General features: G+C 63.0%; 17 protein-coding genes. 9 read left to right on the top strand and 8 right to left on the bottom strand.

Annotation, left to right across the window (positions count from 1 at the left end; all coding sequences use genetic code 11):
• Positions 1 to 153 precede the first annotated feature (153 nt).
• Together NKI73_RS31200 and argB are read left to right on the top strand one after the other, a co-directional pair.
• Complete coding sequence (locus NKI73_RS31200) at positions 154 to 1,650, top strand: amidase (protein ID WP_352635619.1); 1,497 nt, start codon at positions 154 to 156, stop codon at positions 1,648 to 1,650.
• Positions 1,651 to 1,756: 106 nt separating this feature from the next.
• Entirely contained in the window at positions 1,757 to 2,650 is an 894-nt protein-coding gene (gene argB, locus NKI73_RS31195; protein WP_352635618.1) for an acetylglutamate kinase, read from the top strand.
• Between the two features lie 7 nt (positions 2,651 to 2,657).
• Here the strand turns inward: argB and bchE are convergent, their stop codons facing one another.
• Positions 2,658 to 4,226, bottom strand: coding sequence for a magnesium-protoporphyrin IX monomethyl ester anaerobic oxidative cyclase (bchE, locus tag NKI73_RS31190; protein ID WP_352635616.1), 1,569 nt, complete (start codon positions 4,224 to 4,226; stop codon positions 2,658 to 2,660).
• Positions 4,227 to 4,342: 116 nt separating this feature from the next.
• Positions 4,343 to 4,819 carry an Lrp/AsnC family transcriptional regulator gene (locus NKI73_RS31185; RefSeq protein ID WP_352635615.1) on the bottom strand — a complete coding sequence of 159 codons (477 nt, stop codon included), beginning with the start codon at positions 4,817 to 4,819 and terminating at the stop codon, positions 4,343 to 4,345.
• Between the two features lie 138 nt (positions 4,820 to 4,957).
• Here NKI73_RS31185 and phhA point away from each other — a divergent pair, with 138 nt between their 5' ends.
• Positions 4,958 to 5,794: a phenylalanine 4-monooxygenase gene (phhA, locus tag NKI73_RS31180; RefSeq protein ID WP_352635614.1), complete on the top strand. Its 837-nt coding sequence runs from the start codon at positions 4,958 to 4,960 to the stop codon at positions 5,792 to 5,794.
• A 58-nt stretch (positions 5,795 to 5,852) separates the two neighbouring features.
• Here phhA and NKI73_RS31175 read toward each other — a convergent pair whose 3' ends face one another.
• Positions 5,853 to 6,353 carry a MarR family winged helix-turn-helix transcriptional regulator gene (locus tag NKI73_RS31175; RefSeq protein ID WP_352635612.1) on the bottom strand — a complete coding sequence of 167 codons (501 nt, stop codon included), beginning with the start codon at positions 6,351 to 6,353 and terminating at the stop codon, positions 5,853 to 5,855.
• A gap of 95 nt (positions 6,354 to 6,448) precedes the next feature.
• Between NKI73_RS31175 and NKI73_RS31170 the strand changes: the two genes are divergently transcribed.
• Entirely contained in the window at positions 6,449 to 6,616 is a 168-nt protein-coding gene (locus NKI73_RS31170; RefSeq protein WP_352635611.1) for a hypothetical protein, read from the top strand.
• 75 nt (positions 6,617 to 6,691) lie between these two features.
• On the opposite strand, the gene NKI73_RS31165 is transcribed toward NKI73_RS31170, so the two are convergent.
• The 3 genes from NKI73_RS31165 to NKI73_RS31155 form a co-directional block, all read right to left on the bottom strand.
• Positions 6,692 to 8,131, bottom strand: a complete 1,440-nt coding sequence (locus NKI73_RS31165; RefSeq protein ID WP_352635609.1) for a GMC oxidoreductase — start codon at positions 8,129 to 8,131, stop codon at positions 6,692 to 6,694.
• Positions 8,128 to 8,328, bottom strand: coding sequence for a hypothetical protein (locus NKI73_RS31160; protein WP_352635608.1), 201 nt, complete (start codon positions 8,326 to 8,328; stop codon positions 8,128 to 8,130). Before NKI73_RS31160 ends, NKI73_RS31165 begins: the two co-directional genes overlap by 4 nt.
• Before the next feature lie 195 nt (positions 8,329 to 8,523).
• On the bottom strand, positions 8,524 to 9,285 hold the full coding sequence (locus tag NKI73_RS31155) for a GGDEF domain-containing protein (RefSeq protein ID WP_352635607.1): 762 nt from the start codon (positions 9,283 to 9,285) through the stop codon (positions 8,524 to 8,526).
• A gap of 160 nt (positions 9,286 to 9,445) precedes the next feature.
• Here NKI73_RS31155 and NKI73_RS31150 point away from each other — a divergent pair, with 160 nt between their 5' ends.
• Complete coding sequence (locus NKI73_RS31150; RefSeq protein ID WP_352635605.1) at positions 9,446 to 10,159, top strand: pyrimidine 5'-nucleotidase; 714 nt, start codon at positions 9,446 to 9,448, stop codon at positions 10,157 to 10,159.
• 115 nt (positions 10,160 to 10,274) lie between these two features.
• Here NKI73_RS31150 and NKI73_RS31145 read toward each other — a convergent pair whose 3' ends face one another.
• The gene (locus NKI73_RS31145; RefSeq protein WP_352635604.1) at positions 10,275 to 11,120 is read right to left on the bottom strand and encodes an LOG family protein; all 846 of its coding nucleotides are present in this window, start codon (positions 11,118 to 11,120) and stop codon (positions 10,275 to 10,277) included.
• Positions 11,121 to 11,348: 228 nt separating this feature from the next.
• Between NKI73_RS31145 and dapD the strand changes: the two genes are divergently transcribed.
• From dapD to NKI73_RS31125, 4 genes are all read left to right on the top strand, one after another.
• Positions 11,349 to 12,203, top strand: coding sequence for a 2,3,4,5-tetrahydropyridine-2,6-dicarboxylate N-succinyltransferase (gene dapD, locus NKI73_RS31140; RefSeq protein WP_352635602.1), 855 nt, complete (start codon positions 11,349 to 11,351; stop codon positions 12,201 to 12,203).
• 72 nt (positions 12,204 to 12,275) lie between these two features.
• Positions 12,276 to 12,638 carry a DUF805 domain-containing protein gene (locus tag NKI73_RS31135; protein WP_352635600.1) on the top strand — a complete coding sequence of 121 codons (363 nt, stop codon included), beginning with the start codon at positions 12,276 to 12,278 and terminating at the stop codon, positions 12,636 to 12,638.
• Entirely contained in the window at positions 12,631 to 13,008 is a 378-nt protein-coding gene (locus tag NKI73_RS31130; protein ID WP_352635598.1) for a DUF805 domain-containing protein, read from the top strand. Before NKI73_RS31135 ends, NKI73_RS31130 begins: the two co-directional genes overlap by 8 nt.
• Before the next feature lie 13 nt (positions 13,009 to 13,021).
• On the top strand, positions 13,022 to 13,798 hold the full coding sequence (locus tag NKI73_RS31125; protein ID WP_352635596.1) for a hypothetical protein: 777 nt from the start codon (positions 13,022 to 13,024) through the stop codon (positions 13,796 to 13,798).
• On the opposite strand, the gene NKI73_RS31120 is transcribed toward NKI73_RS31125, so the two are convergent.
• Entirely contained in the window at positions 13,698 to 14,759 is a 1,062-nt protein-coding gene (locus NKI73_RS31120; RefSeq protein ID WP_352635594.1) for a 2-dehydropantoate 2-reductase, read from the bottom strand. The two genes, NKI73_RS31125 and NKI73_RS31120, sit on opposite strands and share 101 nt — an antisense overlap.
• Positions 14,760 to 14,841 lie beyond the last annotated feature (82 nt).

Below are 14,841 nucleotides of genomic sequence, written 5' to 3'. Positions count from 1 at the left end.
GAGGGCTCCGCAAATCACGAAGCCCCTCATGAATCACATTCGCATCCCATACGCACCTCCCGTTAACCCGAAGCGATTGCCCTGGCCCGGCTCCGCCCGTCGATTGCCAATGTAGTCGTCACTGGCTAGCTTGCTGTAGGGACGGGGGCGCGCATGTCGGTTGAACAGATATTATGGTCGCAAGACGCAACCGGCCTCGCCGATCTGATTCGCAAGGGCGAGGTCTCGCCCATCGAGCTGACCGAGGCCGCGATTGCCCGCGCCGAGGCCACCCGTCCCGACATCAACGCCACGGCCGTGTCGCTCTATGATGCCGCCCGCGCCCGCGCAAGGATCGTCGACCGCTCGCTGCCGCTGGCCGGCGTCCCGTTCGCCATCAAGGATCTCGGCATCGCCATCAAGGGCGTGTCGACGCATGGCGGCAGCCGCATTCCGGCATGGCTGGCCGACGTCGATTCAGCGCTCACCGACCGCTATCTTGCCGCCGGGCTCATTCCGATCGTCACCTCGACGTCGCCGGAACACGGGCTGCGGCTGATGACCGAATCCAAAGCCTTCGGCATCACCTGCAATCCGTGGAACACCGGCCATACCAGCGGTGGCTCGTCGGGCGGTGCGGCGGCATTGGTCGCCGCCGGCGTCGTGCCGGTGGCGCACGCCTCGGATGGCGGCGGCTCGATCCGCGTGCCTGCCGCCTGCACTGGGCTTGTCGGCCTGAAGACGTCGCGCGGCCGCACACCGCTGACGCCCCTGGTGAGCGAAAGCTGGTACGGCATGGTGGTCGACCATGCGCTCACCCGTTCGGTGCGCGATAGCGCCCTGCTGCTCGACCTCACCCACGGTCCCGACCTTTTGTCGCCCTATGCCGCGCCGCCGCCGAAAGGCACGTTCGCGGCGGCCGCAGCGCGCGATCCAGGCAAGCTCAGCCTGGCTGTGTACCGCAAATCGCCGCTTGGCCTGCCGATCTCGGAAGAGACGCTCAAAGCGCTCGACACGGCGGTGGCGCTTGCCCGCGAGGGCGGCCACACCGTCGAGGAGATCGACTTGCCATACATAGGGCGCGATTTCCTCGCCGGCTTCTGCAGGACGGTTGCCTCGGCCGTCGCCGGCACGATGAGGGCGGAGGCGCTGCGTGTCGGCCGTTCCGTTACGGGTGATGTCGAGCGGGCCACTCGCGTGCTCGGCAGGTTGGGCGAGATGCTGTCAGCCGGCGAGACCTATGCCGACCTGCAGCGGCTGCATGCCGCCTCGCGGCAGCTGATCGCCGAGACTGCTCCGTATGACGCCGTGCTGATGCCGATCATTGCCCATCCGCCGCTCGCCTGCGGCGCTATGGATCCGAAAGGCACCGACGAGTTCATTGAGAACCTGCTCGACAAGCTTCACCTGACGCCCTTGCTGAAGCTGAAACCGTTCTTCGGCCAGTTGATGGACAAGAGCCTCTGGTTCACTCATTGGCCGGCGATCCAGAATGTCAGCGGCCAGCCGTCGATCGCGCTGCCCGTCCATGTCACCGACGCCGGCCTGCCGCTCGGCATCCAGGCGGCGGGCCGCCCGGGCGACGAGGAGACGCTGCTGTCGCTCGCCGCGCAGATGGAAAAGATCTCAGGTTGGCTGGGCCGCAGGGCTCCGCTGATGACGACGTCATGATGACGAGGTCGTGAGGCGCTCGAATATGACAGCAAAGCCATTTGCGGGGGGCGCCAATTCCCGCTAAGACGCCGCCGTCCTTACCGATCTCCAGGGAACCAAGCCGATGACGGAAATAACCGCCACCGCCGAAATGCAGGCGGCCCTGCTTTCACGGGCGCTGCCCTACATGCAGCGCTACGAGAACAAGACCGTTGTGGTGAAATATGGCGGCCATGCCATGGGCGATACCGAGCTCGGCAAGGCGTTCGCCCGCGACATCGCGCTCCTGAAGCAATCCGGCGTCAACCCGATCGTCGTCCATGGCGGCGGCCCGCAGATCGGCGCCATGCTGGCCAAGATGGGCATCGAATCCAAGTTCGAGGGCGGCCTGCGCGTCACCGACCAGAAGACGGTCGAGATCGTCGAAATGGTGCTGGCCGGTTCGATCAACAAGGAGATCGTCGCGCTGATCAACGCCGAGGGCGAATGGGCGATCGGCCTGTGCGGCAAGGACGGCAACATGGTGTTCGCCGAAAAGGCGCGCAAGACGATGATCGATCCGGACTCCAACATCGAGCGCGTGCTCGATCTCGGCTTCGTCGGCGAACCGGTCGAGGTCGACCGCACGCTGCTCGACCTTCTGGCGCGCTCCGAAATGATCCCGGTGCTGGCGCCGGTGGCGCCCGGCCGCGACGGCCACACCTACAACATCAATGCCGATACCTTCGCCGGCGCCATCGCCGGAGCCTGCCAGGCAACGCGGCTGCTGTTCCTCACCGATGTGCCGGGCGTGCTCGACAAGAACAAGAAGCTCATCGACGAGCTGACCGTGGCCGAGGCCAAGGCGCTGATCAAGGACGGCACCGTCTCGGGCGGCATGATCCCCAAGGTCGAAACCTGCATCGAAGCGATTGAGCGCGGCGTCGAAGGCGTCGTCATCCTAAACGGCAAGACGCCGCATTCGGTGCTGCTCGAGCTGTTCACCGAACACGGCGCCGGCACGCTGATCGTGCCGTAACAGATCATCAGCCGGCTAATTTTCTCTCCTCGGCTGTTGGGCGATTGCCCATGTCGGGAATGGCCGGCTTGCGCACCGCACGTCGAACGGTCATCGATTCCTCCTCGGCGTCCTGCGGCGCGCCCCAGAATTCGGCAAGCGTCGGGCCGTCTTTCCCCCTGATGTCGCGGACCAGAAATCCCCAAATCTCACGGAACCAGACACGGCGGCCCATCTGCGTATACCAGCGCATCGAATGGCGCTGCTCCGGATCCTTGTGAAACAGGATGCGCGCCAGCGCCTTCGGCCGCGACTGCACCGCCAGTTCGATCAGCTTGACGCTGAAGAACAGCATCCAAGGTTTCAGCCGCGTCATCTGCAGCACCTGATGCTTGTAATCCCACAGCCGGGCATCCCTTTGGATCACCTTGCGATCCCGGGCGATCCTGAAGAACGGCGTCCAGCGATGCGGCGTCACATAAAGCGCCTGGATCTGGTCCGGGTCGTAGGCGATGAGCTGCCGGAAGCCGCGCCAAAGATCGCGAAACCCTTCGTCCTCGAAGCCTGCCACCCAGGTCGCCATCGACAGGATGCCGTGCAGGCGCAGCAGCCTTATCGCCTCGCGGTCGGATGAGGTGCTGCCGCCCTTGCGGATCAATTGAAGCGTCTGCTCGTCGGTGTTTTCCATGCCGAGCAGCCAGCGGATGATGCCGGCCTTGCGGTAGAGATGCAGGATGTCGGCATCGCGCACGATGTCGTCGGCGCGGGTCGAGCCGACGATCAGCACCGGCACGTTCTCGCCGATCAGGGCGTCGAGGAAGGCGCGCCATGCCTTCTTCGAAACCGTCGGATTCTCGTCGGCAAGATTGATCAGCTCGACGCCGTGCTCGCGGTGCAGCCAGGCGATCTCTTGCGCGAATTTCACGGGATCGCGATGCCGCCAACGGGTCCAGAAGCCGCGCTGGCCGCAATAGTTGCACAGATGCGGGCAGCCGCGCGAAAACTGCATGACGACGGCCCGCTTGCCGCCCCAATAGCTATAGTGGGAGTGGTCAACTAGCTCCCAGCCGACGCGGTAGACGTCGAGGTCGGCAATGGTCATGGCAGGCTGCGTGGCAAAGGGACGGCGCAGATCGTCGCGATAGGCGATGCCGGCCACGCTCGCCGGCGGCTGGTGCATTTCCAGCGCCTCGACCAGCGCTACGATAGTCGCCTCGCCCTCGCCGCGCACGATGAAGTCGAAGACGTCCGTACCGGCCAGGATGTCGCGCCAGTGATAGGTCGGGAAGACGCCGCCATAGATGATGATGGTCGCCGGCTCATACTGCTTGATCAGCTCAGCGATCAGCAAGGCGGTCGGGTGCGCCGAGGTCGAACCGGAATGGCCGATCAGGACGAAGTCGGGGCGATCCGTGAGCGCGTTGCGCACGACGATATCGAGCGGCATCAGTCCCAATTCGGCGTCGACAAGGCGCACCTCATGGCCGGCATCGATCAGAGGGCCGCCCAGAGCCAGCAGACCGAGCGGCGGCAGGTGATCGTCGGGCACGCGGCTGCCGATGGCGGTGTGCGGCGGATTGATCAAGACGATTTTCATGGCGGACCTCCTGGGCATTTGGTCCGCGCAAACTGGCCGGCGATGTGGACACGCGCTTGGCTAGTTCCAGCAGTTTGCGTGCAGCTTTCCCGCAAGAATACGGAAGGCAGGCATCGTCATCGCCTGAGGTGGGCGAGCGGCACGTGGCCGGGTCCCTTGATGTTTTGCAGCACGAGCTGGGTGTGGACATCGCGCACGCCGTCGAGCCGCATCAGCCGATGCATGACGAAGGCGTTGAGTTCGTCGACCGACGGCACCATGACATGCAGCAGGAAATCGTGGTCGCCGGTCATCGTCCAGCACGAGGACACCTCATCCATGCGCTGGACGGCGGCGATGAAGCTTTCGGGCGAGCCGTCACTGTGGCTGACTAGGCGCACTTGGATGAACACCTCGACCATCAGCCCGACCGCGCGCCGGCTGATCGCCGCGGCAAAGCCCTTGATGATGCCGGCCTCCTGCAACGCCTCGAAGCGCCGCGCGCACGGCGTCGTCGACAGGCCGATCTCTTGCGCCAATTCGGACACCGGCTTGCGCCCGTCGCGCTGCAGGACATCGAGCATCTTGATCTCGAAATCGTCGAATTGAGGCATTTTCACTCCTTATAGATAGTTTCTGAGTGAATCTTATCTCGATTTCTGCCTTCGAGTCATCATCAAAACCGATTTGCCTCGGCAAATCCGGTTAACCTTCAGCACGTCAGCCATTCATGATTTGCGAGGAGAAAAACCATGACGACGATGAGCGTTGCCGAATATGCCCACGACTGTGCGGCGCAAGGCCTTCGCGGCGATTATTCGGTCTGCCGAGCCGATTTCACCGTGGCGCAGGGTTACGATTACAGCGCCGAGGAGCAGGCGGTGTGGCGCACGCTGTGCGACCGCCAGACCAAACTGACGCGCAAGCTCGCCCACCATTCCTATCTCGACGGCGTCGAAAAGCTGGGCCTGCTCGATCGGATTCCCGATTTCGCAGACGTCAGCACCAAGCTGCGCAAGCTGACAGGCTGGGAGATCGTTGCCGTGCCGGGTCTCATCCCCGCCGCACCGTTCTTCGACCATCTCGCCAACCGCCGCTTCCCGGTCACCAACTGGCTGCGGACCAGGCAGGAACTCGACTACATCGTCGAGCCGGATATGTTCCACGACTTCTTCGGCCACGTGCCGGTGCTGTCGCAGCCGGTGTTTGCCGACTTCATGCAAATGTATGGCCGCAAGGCCGGCGACATCATTGCGCTCGGCGGCGACGAGATGATCACCCGGCTCTACTGGTACACGGCCGAATACGGCCTGATGCAGGAAGCCGGCCAGCCGCTGAAAGCCTTTGGCGCCGGCCTGATGTCATCGTTCACGGAATTGCAGTTCGCCGTCGACGGCAAGGACGCCCACCACGTGCCCTTCGACCTGGAAACGGTGATGCGCACCGGCTACGAGATTGACAAGTTCCAGCGCGCCTATTTCGTGCTGCCGTCGTTCGACGCGTTGCGCGATGCTTTCCAGACCGCCGACTTCAAGGCGATCGTCGCCCGCCGCAAGGGCCAGCCAGCGCTCGACCCGGCGACGGTCTAAATTTCCGCAAGCGTGTCGCGAACTCCCGTCCTCAATGGGGCGGGAGCCATCGGCACTCCTATCGCCCGTTTGGAGTGTCGGCCCCCTCGGCCTTCAGCCGCGCCAGTTGAGCGCGCTGCAGGTCGAGCGCGGCATCGACGAAGCGCGATATGGTTGCGAGCTCCGCGTCGCTGAAGGTGGCGATCACCTTTTCGCCCTCCCGCGCGATCGCACCGTAGTAGCGCGCCGACAGTTCACGCGTGGTCTCGGTCGCCTTGATCACAACCTTGCGCCTGTCTTCCAGACTGCGCGTGCGCGTCAGGAGGCCGCGCGCCTCCAGCCGGTCGATCAGCGCGGTCACAGCCGCCGGCGTCAGCCCGGTCACCGTGGCGATCGCGCCGGCAGATTGCGGTCCACCATGGAGCAGCCCGATGCAATGGCGCTCGGCCATGTTCAGCCCAAGCCTCACGCCCACTGCCTCGTCATAGGCTTGCGTCGCGTCCTGCCATTGCATGATGGCAAGGCCGATTGCCGTCGTCAGTGCGGTGCGATTGTTGCTTGACGAATTTACTTCGATCATCTAACTATCAATCTGTCTAACATTTAGATTATCTCAGCAATATGCAGCCGCAGTGCCCTGCAAGGCAAGAGCTGGCCGCCGACAAGGAGTGAAAAATGAGCTTGATTCAACAGCGGGCGCCCCTTTCGCATGAGGAGGAGTTCAAATATGCCAAGCTGGCAATGGAATGGTACGGCTGGGGATCCCCCATCGGTCTCGGCATTCTGCTCGTCTCGTTGGCCGCAGCCGCCGTGCTGGTGCGTATCGCCGTCTACGGCCTTTGAGCCATGTCCTACATCTGCCGGCGCCATCACCGGCGCCGGCATTGTCCCTCAATCCCAAAAGCTGCCGTAGGACCGTCAGGCGGTGACCACCTTGCTCAGATGGTCGCCCAGCCGGCAGGCCAGCGCGGTGATCGTCGTCGTCGGGTTGCATTGGCCCGACGTGCAGAACACCGATGAGCCGCCGACATAGAGATTGTCCATGCCGTGCACTTTGCAATTGGCGTCGACGACACTCCTGGTGACGTCCGTGCCCATGCGCGTGCCGCCCATGTGGTGATGGCCCGCCGTCTCGTCATTGGTCGGGTAGTCCTGACCATTGCTGATCCAGTCGGCAATGCGCACGCGGCCGAGATTCTTCTCGATCAGCGTCGTGCCGAACAGTCTGAGCCCTTCGAGCAGGGTGCGGCGTTCCATCTCCGACTTCTTCCAGTGCAGCTCGATGCGCGGCACGCCGGCGTGGTCGACATCGGTCTTCGACAGCTCGACCTGGTTGGAGGCGAGCGGCGCCTGTTCCCAGGCGACATAGAGCTGCGCCGCGCAGCGCAGCCTCTGGCTGAGCTTGGAGGACATCCATTCGGCCATGTTGGTCGCCGTGCAGGCGAGATCGGCGATGAGGTTCTTGACGCCGGGATACGGCGTTTCGATCAGCCTGATGCCGAAGTTCATGATCTGCAGGCGCTCCACAGCGGCAAGCGTCGGCGAAAAGAAGGCCTCGTTGACCGCATCGACCTCGAACGCGCCATAGTCGGCCAGGATGGCGTTGCCGCCCTGGAAGGTCGGATGCTCCATCCAGTAGCGGCCAAGCGCCGTTGCGTTCGGCACGACGCCGCCGTTCGAGCGTTGGTTCGACCACAGAAGCAGCCGCGAATTCTCCAGTCCGCCGGTGCAGACGATGAAATAGTCGGCGCTGAAGGAGCCGGCATCCTGCCCGTTCGACCACAGCCTGGCACCCGTCACGCGTCTGCCGTCGCCGGCAAGTTCGGTGGCACAGGTGTTGAGCACCACGGCAATGTTCCTGGCTTTGTCGAGTTCGTCGCCGAACTTCTCGGCGAAGCGCACAGCCGGGCTCTTGATCAGCTGCACCCAGCGAATGTCGTCCGAGATCGGCATGTCCGGCCGGAAGGCCGGAAGGTCGAGAATATCGCGCACTTCCGTCAGATAGGGCTCGATGTCGGCGCGGCGGATCGGCCAGCCCGTATCGGGCACCCAGGCCTTCGGCTCGAAATCCTGTTTGTCGAGCACGCGGCACCAGCCTGCCCAGTGGTTGGAACTGCCGCCCATGAACCGCAGCCGGGTGACGTCGAGATCGAAATAGAAATCGCCGACCGTGGCGCCACGGTAGAAATCCTGCGACGCGTCGCTGAACTCACGCGAGCCAGCCTCCATCACCACGACCGGAACGCCGGCGGCGCCGAGTTTGCGGGCAATGGTCGTGCCGGCCGGGCCGGAGCCGAGGATGCAGACCTTGGGAGTGAAGTTCGCGTCGCGATACGCCTCGTAGCTGTCGAAGATCATGCCAGGTCGCTCCGCTTCAGGATCCAGCCATTGATCTCGACGATCTCGTTCGGGTCGGCCCCGGATGGATCGGCCTGGGATTGACCGGGACGGGCGCCATCGGCATCGGGCAGCTTGCGGAACATCGACAGGGCAGGCAGTGCGACCAGCGCCTGCACGAGCGTGCGGCGTGACATTTTTTCGATGAAGAAACTCATGACCAGTCTCTCGGGTTAGGGCCTCGACTACGCATGGCATTCCCGGAATGAGTTCCCTGAACGACACATGCCTCGCTGCAGAAGCCAGTATCGCGCCAAGCTTCACCACAAAGCTGCGAAAACCCGGTTAGACGGTGCAACCAAGTGCAAGCAGGGTTAGAATTTTCTTAACGGACCAGCGTATCGGCTGCCTGATCAGGCCGCTTCGGAAATGTCCGTGTCGAGGATCGTCAGGTTGCGGCCCTGGTGCTTGGCCTGGTAGAGGCGCCGGTCGGCGGCGCGCATCAGGTCCGATACGCTGACATCCTCGCCACAAACGGTGCCGCCGATGCTGACGGTGAGCGGAATGGTCCGCTCGTCGACGGGCCGGAAGCGGATCAGCTCGACTTCGCGGCGAATGCGCTCGGCGACGCGCTTGGCCTCCTGCTCGGTGGCGCCGACCAGGAAGCCGCCGAACTCCTCGCCGCCGATGCGGCCGAGCACATCGCCGCTGCGCACGCCGCGCTGGATCGCGCTGGCGATCAAAAGCAGCGCGTCATCGCCAGTCAGGTGGCCAAAATTGTCGTTGATCCTCTTGAAGTGGTCGGCGTCGATGATCAGCAACGCGCCGCGATCGGACTTGCGGCGCGAACCGTCCAGTGCGGCAAAGAAGCTTTCCCGGTTGAGCATGCCGGTCATGTCGTCGCGGCTCGCCTTTTCCGCCAGGCGGCGATGCGCGGCGGCAAGCTGGGCATGAGCGCGAGCGAGGTCGCGATGCGCGTTTTTCAGCCTGTCGCTTTGCCAGAAAGTGCTTGCGCTGGCGGCCCATGCCAGCACCAGCGGACAGAGCGTGGAGGTCAGCCAGATCGTGCGGTTGACCGGAAATCCCATCGCCGGAACGATGATCAGCGTCAAAAGGAGGGAGGCCGCGACAGAGGCGAAAGCAACGGCGGCGGATCTCAGAATTATGCTGTTCATCGCTTGCTCCCACAAGACTGTCTCTGTGCCAGCAAGCCCTGAAGGCCACCTTTCCCGGATGCCTAAAATTTGAATCGTGAGGCAATTTACGCAACCTCAACGAGCAGAAGTTGTGGATAAAGTCTCTTTCAGGCTGCCCGTTTCATGCCATAAGGATCGCATGACCACGCTCCCTGATCCCGCCCGCTTCGCCCATGTCACCGATTGGGTGTTCGACCTCGACAACACGCTCTATCCGCATCATTCGAATCTGTTCTCGCAGATCGACGTCAAGATGACCGCCTATGTCGGCGAACTTCTGGCGCTGCCGCGCGACGACGCGCGCAAGTTGCAGAAGGAACTCTACCGCGAATATGGCACGACGCTGAACGGACTGATGACGCGCCACGGCATCGACCCCGACGATTTCCTCGAGAAGGTCCATGACATCGATTATTCATGGCTGGTGCCAGATCCCGTCCTTGGCACCGCCATCCGCCAACTCCCGGGCCGCAAATTCATCTTCACCAATGGCGACCGCAGGCACGCCGAACGCACCGCGCGCCAACTCGGCATCCTCGACCATTTCGACGACATCTTCGACATCGTCGCTGCTGGGCTCAATCCCAAGCCGGCACGCCAGACCTACGAGAAGTTCGCGGAACTCCACGCCGTCACCGGCCACAATGCAGTGATGTTCGAAGACCTTGCCCGCAACCTTTCGGTGCCGAAGTCGCTGGGCATGACCACGGTGCTTATCGTGCCGCGCAATTTTGAGCCGACCTTTTCCGAGATCTGGGAGCGCGACCCAGCCAACGAGGATGACGTCGATTTCGTCACCGACGACCTCGCGACGTTTCTCACGGCGATTGTGGAGGAGGGGGTAGGGAATTGAAGAATTGAAGAGCTGACGAATTGGGAATTGATTCGGACGTAGAGATCGCAATTCCCTCATTCTTCAATTCTTCAATTCTTCAATTCTTCAATTCCCCAGCTCTCCGATCCCAGCCCTACTCCCCTAACTTGTAGAACCGGCTGATGATCTCCCAGGCCTCGTCGGCGGTGTCGACGAAATCGATGATATCCTGGTCGCCGGGACTGATCGTGCCCTGTTCGGCGAGGAAGTCGAGATCGATCGCCCGTTTCCAGAAGGATTTGCCAAACAGGATCACCGGCACGCGCTCCATGCGCCCTGTCTGGATCAGGGTGAGCGTCTCGAAGAATTCGTCCATCGTGCCGAAGCCGCCCGGAAACACCGCGACCGCCTTGGCGCGCATGACGAAATGCATCTTACGAATGGCGAAATAGTGGAAATTGAAACAAAGCTCCGGCGTCACGTAGATGTTCGGCGCTTGCTCGTGCGGCAGGACGATGTTGAGGCCGATCGATGGCGCGCCGACATCGTCGGCGCCGCGGTTTCCCGCTTCCATCACTCCGGGTCCGCCGCCGGTCACCACGACATATTCGCGGTAGTATGACGTGGCTGACTGCTGCGAGCAGAGGCGGGCGAATTTGCGCGCCTCCTCGTAGTATTTGCTGTTTTCCTCGAGGTTCTTCCTCTGCATCTCGTTCTTGGCCGCCCAGGCCTCGCCGCCGGGTTCGGGCAGGCGTGCGCCACCGAACAGGATCACCGTCGAATGGATGCCGCGTTCGGCCAGGATCATCTCAGGCTTCAAGAGTTCGAGCTGCAACCTGACCGCACGCAATTCGCGCCGCGTCATGAAGTCGGGATCGTTCCAGGCCAGCCGGTATGTTTCGGCACGCGTCTGCGGCGTGTCCGGCACGCTCTTCGACCGCTCCAGATCCTCGTCCGAATGCGGTAGCGGGGTCCACCCCGCCTTTTCCATAGGAGTCATAATTGCCTTACCCGTCCAAATTCTTCAGTTGCGCCGTCCCATGGCGCAGCCGCGATTGACCCTCATTGAGCCTTAACATAAGCAGGTTCCGCAAAAGTGTCCGGCGGTTTTGCGACAAGAACCTGCTACATGCAAAGACCCAGGCAGGCAAAGCCTGCCAGGGGTCCGCGCGACTTTCAAAACAGGTTAAGACGCAGCCCCTTAACAGCTTGGTAATGGAGCGAATTCATGTCGAAGCCCGATCTGGCGAGTCTCGAAAAGACCATTGAGAAGGCTTTTGAGGAACGCGACGCGATTTCGACAGCGACCCGTGGCGAAACACGTGATGCCATCCAGTCGGCACTCGACCTGCTCGACCGCGGCACCGTCCGCGTCGCCGAGCGGCAAGCCGACGGCAAGTGGCATGTCAACCAATGGCTCAAGAAAGCCGTTCTGTTGTCCTTCCGGCTCAACCCGATGGAAATCATCAAGGGCGGCCCGGGCCAAGCCGTGTGGTGGGACAAGGTGCCGTCGAAGTTCGATGGCTGGAGCGCGGTCGATTTCGAGAAGGCGGGCTTCCGTGCCGTGCCGTCGTCTATCGTTCGCCGTTCGGCCTATGTCGCGCCGGGCGCCGTACTGATGCCGTCCTTCGTCAATGTCGGAGCCTATGTCGATACCGGCACCATGGTCGACACCTGGGCCTCGGTCGGCTCCTGCGCCCAGATCGGCAAGAACGTGCATCTGTCCGGCGGCGTCGGCATCGGCGGCGTGCTGGAGCCGATGCAGGCCGGCCCGACAATCATCGAGGACAATTGCTTCATCGGCGCGCGCTCGGAGGTGGTCGAGGGCTGCATCGTGCGCGAAGGCTCGGTGCTCGGCATGGGCGTCTTCATCGGCCAGTCGACCAAGATCGTCGACCGCGCCACCGGCGAGATTTTCTATGGCGAAGTGCCCCCGAATTCCGTCGTCGTTGCTGGCTCGCTGCCTGGCAAGCCGTTTCCGAACAACGAGCCGGGCCCCGGCCTCTACTGCGCCGTCATCGTCAAGCGTGTCGATGCGAAGACCCGGTCCAAGACCTCGATCAACGAATTGCTGCGCGATTGATCTTTGCGCAAAGCGAGCGCACCTTCCGCCGGCGCGACAATCGGTCGCGCTGGTTCAATATGGAGGGGTGACATGGACTGGAAATATCTGCTCACAAGCTTCGACGGCCGCATCAACCGTGCCAAATTCTGGGCCTCGATTGGAGTTTTCATCGTCATTGGCATTGTTGCCTTTATTCTCGATGCGATCCTCGGCACACGCATCACCACGGCCAGCGGCGCCCAGATCGGCATCGTCGGTATTCTCGTCGCTCTGGCCTCGATCTATTTCGCACTCGCAGTCTATGCCAAGCGCTGGCATGATCGCGGCAAGTCGGGCTGGTGGAGCCTGATCATGCTGGTGCCTTTCATCGGCCCGATCTGGTTTCTGGTGGAATGCGGCATTCTCGAAGGCGCCAGGGGCGCCAATCAATATGGACCGGACCCGCTTGCCTGACAGATCAGATCTCACCTGGCTTTTCTTCAAAACCTCGGGCCGCGTCAGTCGCGCGGCCTATTTTCTTGGTGGGCTGCTCGTCGCCATCATCCAGGCCTTCCCGCTCTACCGCTTCACGCTGGTGCCGGAGGGCTCGCCCGAGAGCAATATGTGGTCGTTCATCTTCTTCATCGTCTTCATCGCCTCGCTGTGGTCGAACATCGCACTGGCGGTGAAGCGGCTGCACGACTTGGACAAGCCGGGCATTGCCGCGCTGATCCTGTTCGTGCCTGTCGTCTCGATCGTCGCCTTCCTTGTGTTGTGCCTGTTTCCAGGGCAGCCTGGACCCAATCGCTATGGCCAGCGCACCAATGAGCCGGCACAACACTGAGGGCTGATCGGACATGCGCTACCGCACGCTTGATCCGAAACTGATCATCGAGACCGCTGAACGGCTGGAGATACGCGTCGCCGAGCGTTTCCCTGAGGCCGGCCTGCGCGGCGTTGCGGCCGAGTTGGTGTCGCTGTCGCGCGATCTGGCACGGGGCGCCAAGGCACTGGAAGCGCCGATCTGGTGGCTGCGCGGCCTCATCGTTGCCGCTGTCGTTGCCGGCGCACTGATGTTCATCTTCGTCGGCACCGTCCTGCCGTTCGACCGCATTTCCAAACCCGGTGATGCCGTCCAGTCGGTGCAAGGCATCGAAGCTTCGCTCAACATGTTCATCCTCGCCATTGTCGGGTTCCTCGCCTTGATCCGCTCCGAGGAGCGCATCAAGCGCAAGCAGGTCTTTCGCCAGTTGCACGGCCTGCGATCCCTGATCCACGTCATCGACATGCACCAGCTGACCAAGGATCCGGCCGCTCTTTCCATCAGTTTCAAGCCGACCTCGCACTCGCCGGCCCGCATCATCGATGCCGCCGACCTGGCGCGCTATCTCGACTATTGCTCCGAAATGCTGTCGATCACCGGCAAGATCGCCGCGCTGTTCGCGCAGTCGGTCAATGACGCCGTCGTCATCGATGGCGTCAACGACATCGAGAACCTGGCGTCCAACCTGTCGCGGAAAATCTGGCAGAAGATCACGTTGATCGACGGCCGGCCGGCGCCGCGACAATCTGCTCCGGCGCCAGGCCCGGCGAGCCAAGCCGCTCCGATTCCACCTCGCGCACCAGCGCGGTGATCCGCTTGACCATCGGCGCCGGCGTGCCGGCTTTTTCCGCCAGCCGCAAAATAGCGCCCTGCAAGTCATCGATTTCCGTCGGCCGACCACGTTGCAGATCGTCCCACATCGACGAGCGCGCCTGCGGGTCGATCGCCAGCATGCGCCGGGCCAGCAGTTTGAACAGCCAGTCCGGCAGTCTTAGCACCTTCGGCAGCAGGGCTGGCCGCAGGCCGGCGATCCGCGCCGGCTCGATGCCGGACGCCTTCATCGCCTGTAGTGCCTCGTCGATCTGGCCGGCCAGGATCAGCCGCCAGCGACGGTCGGCAAGTTCGGTCGCCAGCGGCAGGTCCGAAAGCGCCACCAACGCGTTGTTCAAATTCATCAGCAGCTTGCCCCACAGAACGGCCTTCATGTCGCCATGGGCTTCGACCGCAAACCCTTCGACACCGAGCAGGCCGATCAGGCCGGCGTCGCCGTCTTCGACCATCACCTTGCCGTCGCTGGCGCGGTGAACGCGCAGCGGCAGTTCGCCATCCGAGGGCTGTACGACATTGAACGGCACCATGCCGGCCAGCACCGTTCGCCCGGCCAGCACCGTTCGCCCGGCAAGCCCGGCGCGCAGTCTGTCGGCATTCTCGACGCCGTTCTGCAGGCTAACCACCACAGCATCCGGACGGGCATGGGCCTTGATGAGATCTGCCATATCCTGCGTCGCGCCGCTCTTGACCGTGACCAGGACCACATCCGCCTCCGGCAAGGCGACGGCCGGATCGGTGGTGACGGCAAGCGCCTTCGGCTTGATCGAGCGATCGCGGCCCTCAAGATCGCTGACCCGCAACCCGCCCTGCCGCAACGCCGCCTCGATGCGCGGCCGGGCCAGCAGAATCACCTCGCGCCCGGCGAGCGCCAGGCAGCCGCCGGCATAGCAGCCGATGCTGCCGGCGCCGGCAATGACGATCCTCTGGTCCCCGTTTGCCATCTCTTACTCCGCACCGGCCCGCAACTATACGACATGAAAACCATAATGTCGGCGCCATCACTGGCCCTTATGTCTGGCCGTG

Source organism: Mesorhizobium sp. M0496, from assembly GCF_040321205.1.
Taxonomy (GTDB): domain Bacteria; phylum Pseudomonadota; class Alphaproteobacteria; order Rhizobiales; family Rhizobiaceae; genus Mesorhizobium.
The sequence above is the reverse complement of the archived record's forward strand: the minus strand, read 5'-3'. Positions and strand labels throughout refer to the sequence as shown.

Bases quoted from the DNA above. Each gene is read 5' to 3' on its own strand.
- phhA (WP_352635614.1), top strand. From the start codon at position 4,958: ATGACGACGATGAGCGTTGCCGAATATGCCCACGACTGTGCGGCGCAA.
- NKI73_RS31165 (WP_352635609.1), bottom strand. From the start codon at position 8,131: ATGATCTTCGACAGCTACGAGGCGTATCGCGACGCGAACTTCACTCCC.
- NKI73_RS31175 (WP_352635612.1), bottom strand. From the start codon at position 6,353: ATGATCGAAGTAAATTCGTCAAGCAACAATCGCACCGCACTGACGACG.
- argB (WP_352635618.1), top strand. From the start codon at position 1,757: ATGACGGAAATAACCGCCACCGCCGAAATGCAGGCGGCCCTGCTTTCA.
- NKI73_RS31125 (WP_352635596.1), top strand. From the start codon at position 13,022: ATGCGCTACCGCACGCTTGATCCGAAACTGATCATCGAGACCGCTGAA.
- NKI73_RS31170 (WP_352635611.1), top strand. From the start codon at position 6,449: ATGAGCTTGATTCAACAGCGGGCGCCCCTTTCGCATGAGGAGGAGTTC.
- NKI73_RS31200 (WP_352635619.1), top strand. From the start codon at position 154: ATGTCGGTTGAACAGATATTATGGTCGCAAGACGCAACCGGCCTCGCC.
- NKI73_RS31160 (WP_352635608.1), bottom strand. From the start codon at position 8,328: ATGAGTTTCTTCATCGAAAAAATGTCACGCCGCACGCTCGTGCAGGCG.
- NKI73_RS31150 (WP_352635605.1), top strand. From the start codon at position 9,446: ATGACCACGCTCCCTGATCCCGCCCGCTTCGCCCATGTCACCGATTGG.
- NKI73_RS31145 (WP_352635604.1), bottom strand. From the start codon at position 11,120: ATGACTCCTATGGAAAAGGCGGGGTGGACCCCGCTACCGCATTCGGAC.
- bchE (WP_352635616.1), bottom strand. From the start codon at position 4,226: ATGAAAATCGTCTTGATCAATCCGCCGCACACCGCCATCGGCAGCCGC.
- NKI73_RS31120 (WP_352635594.1), bottom strand. From the start codon at position 14,759: ATGGCAAACGGGGACCAGAGGATCGTCATTGCCGGCGCCGGCAGCATC.
- NKI73_RS31155 (WP_352635607.1), bottom strand. From the start codon at position 9,285: ATGAACAGCATAATTCTGAGATCCGCCGCCGTTGCTTTCGCCTCTGTC.
- NKI73_RS31185 (WP_352635615.1), bottom strand. From the start codon at position 4,819: ATGCCTCAATTCGACGATTTCGAGATCAAGATGCTCGATGTCCTGCAG.
- dapD (WP_352635602.1), top strand. From the start codon at position 11,349: ATGTCGAAGCCCGATCTGGCGAGTCTCGAAAAGACCATTGAGAAGGCT.
- NKI73_RS31135 (WP_352635600.1), top strand. From the start codon at position 12,276: ATGGACTGGAAATATCTGCTCACAAGCTTCGACGGCCGCATCAACCGT.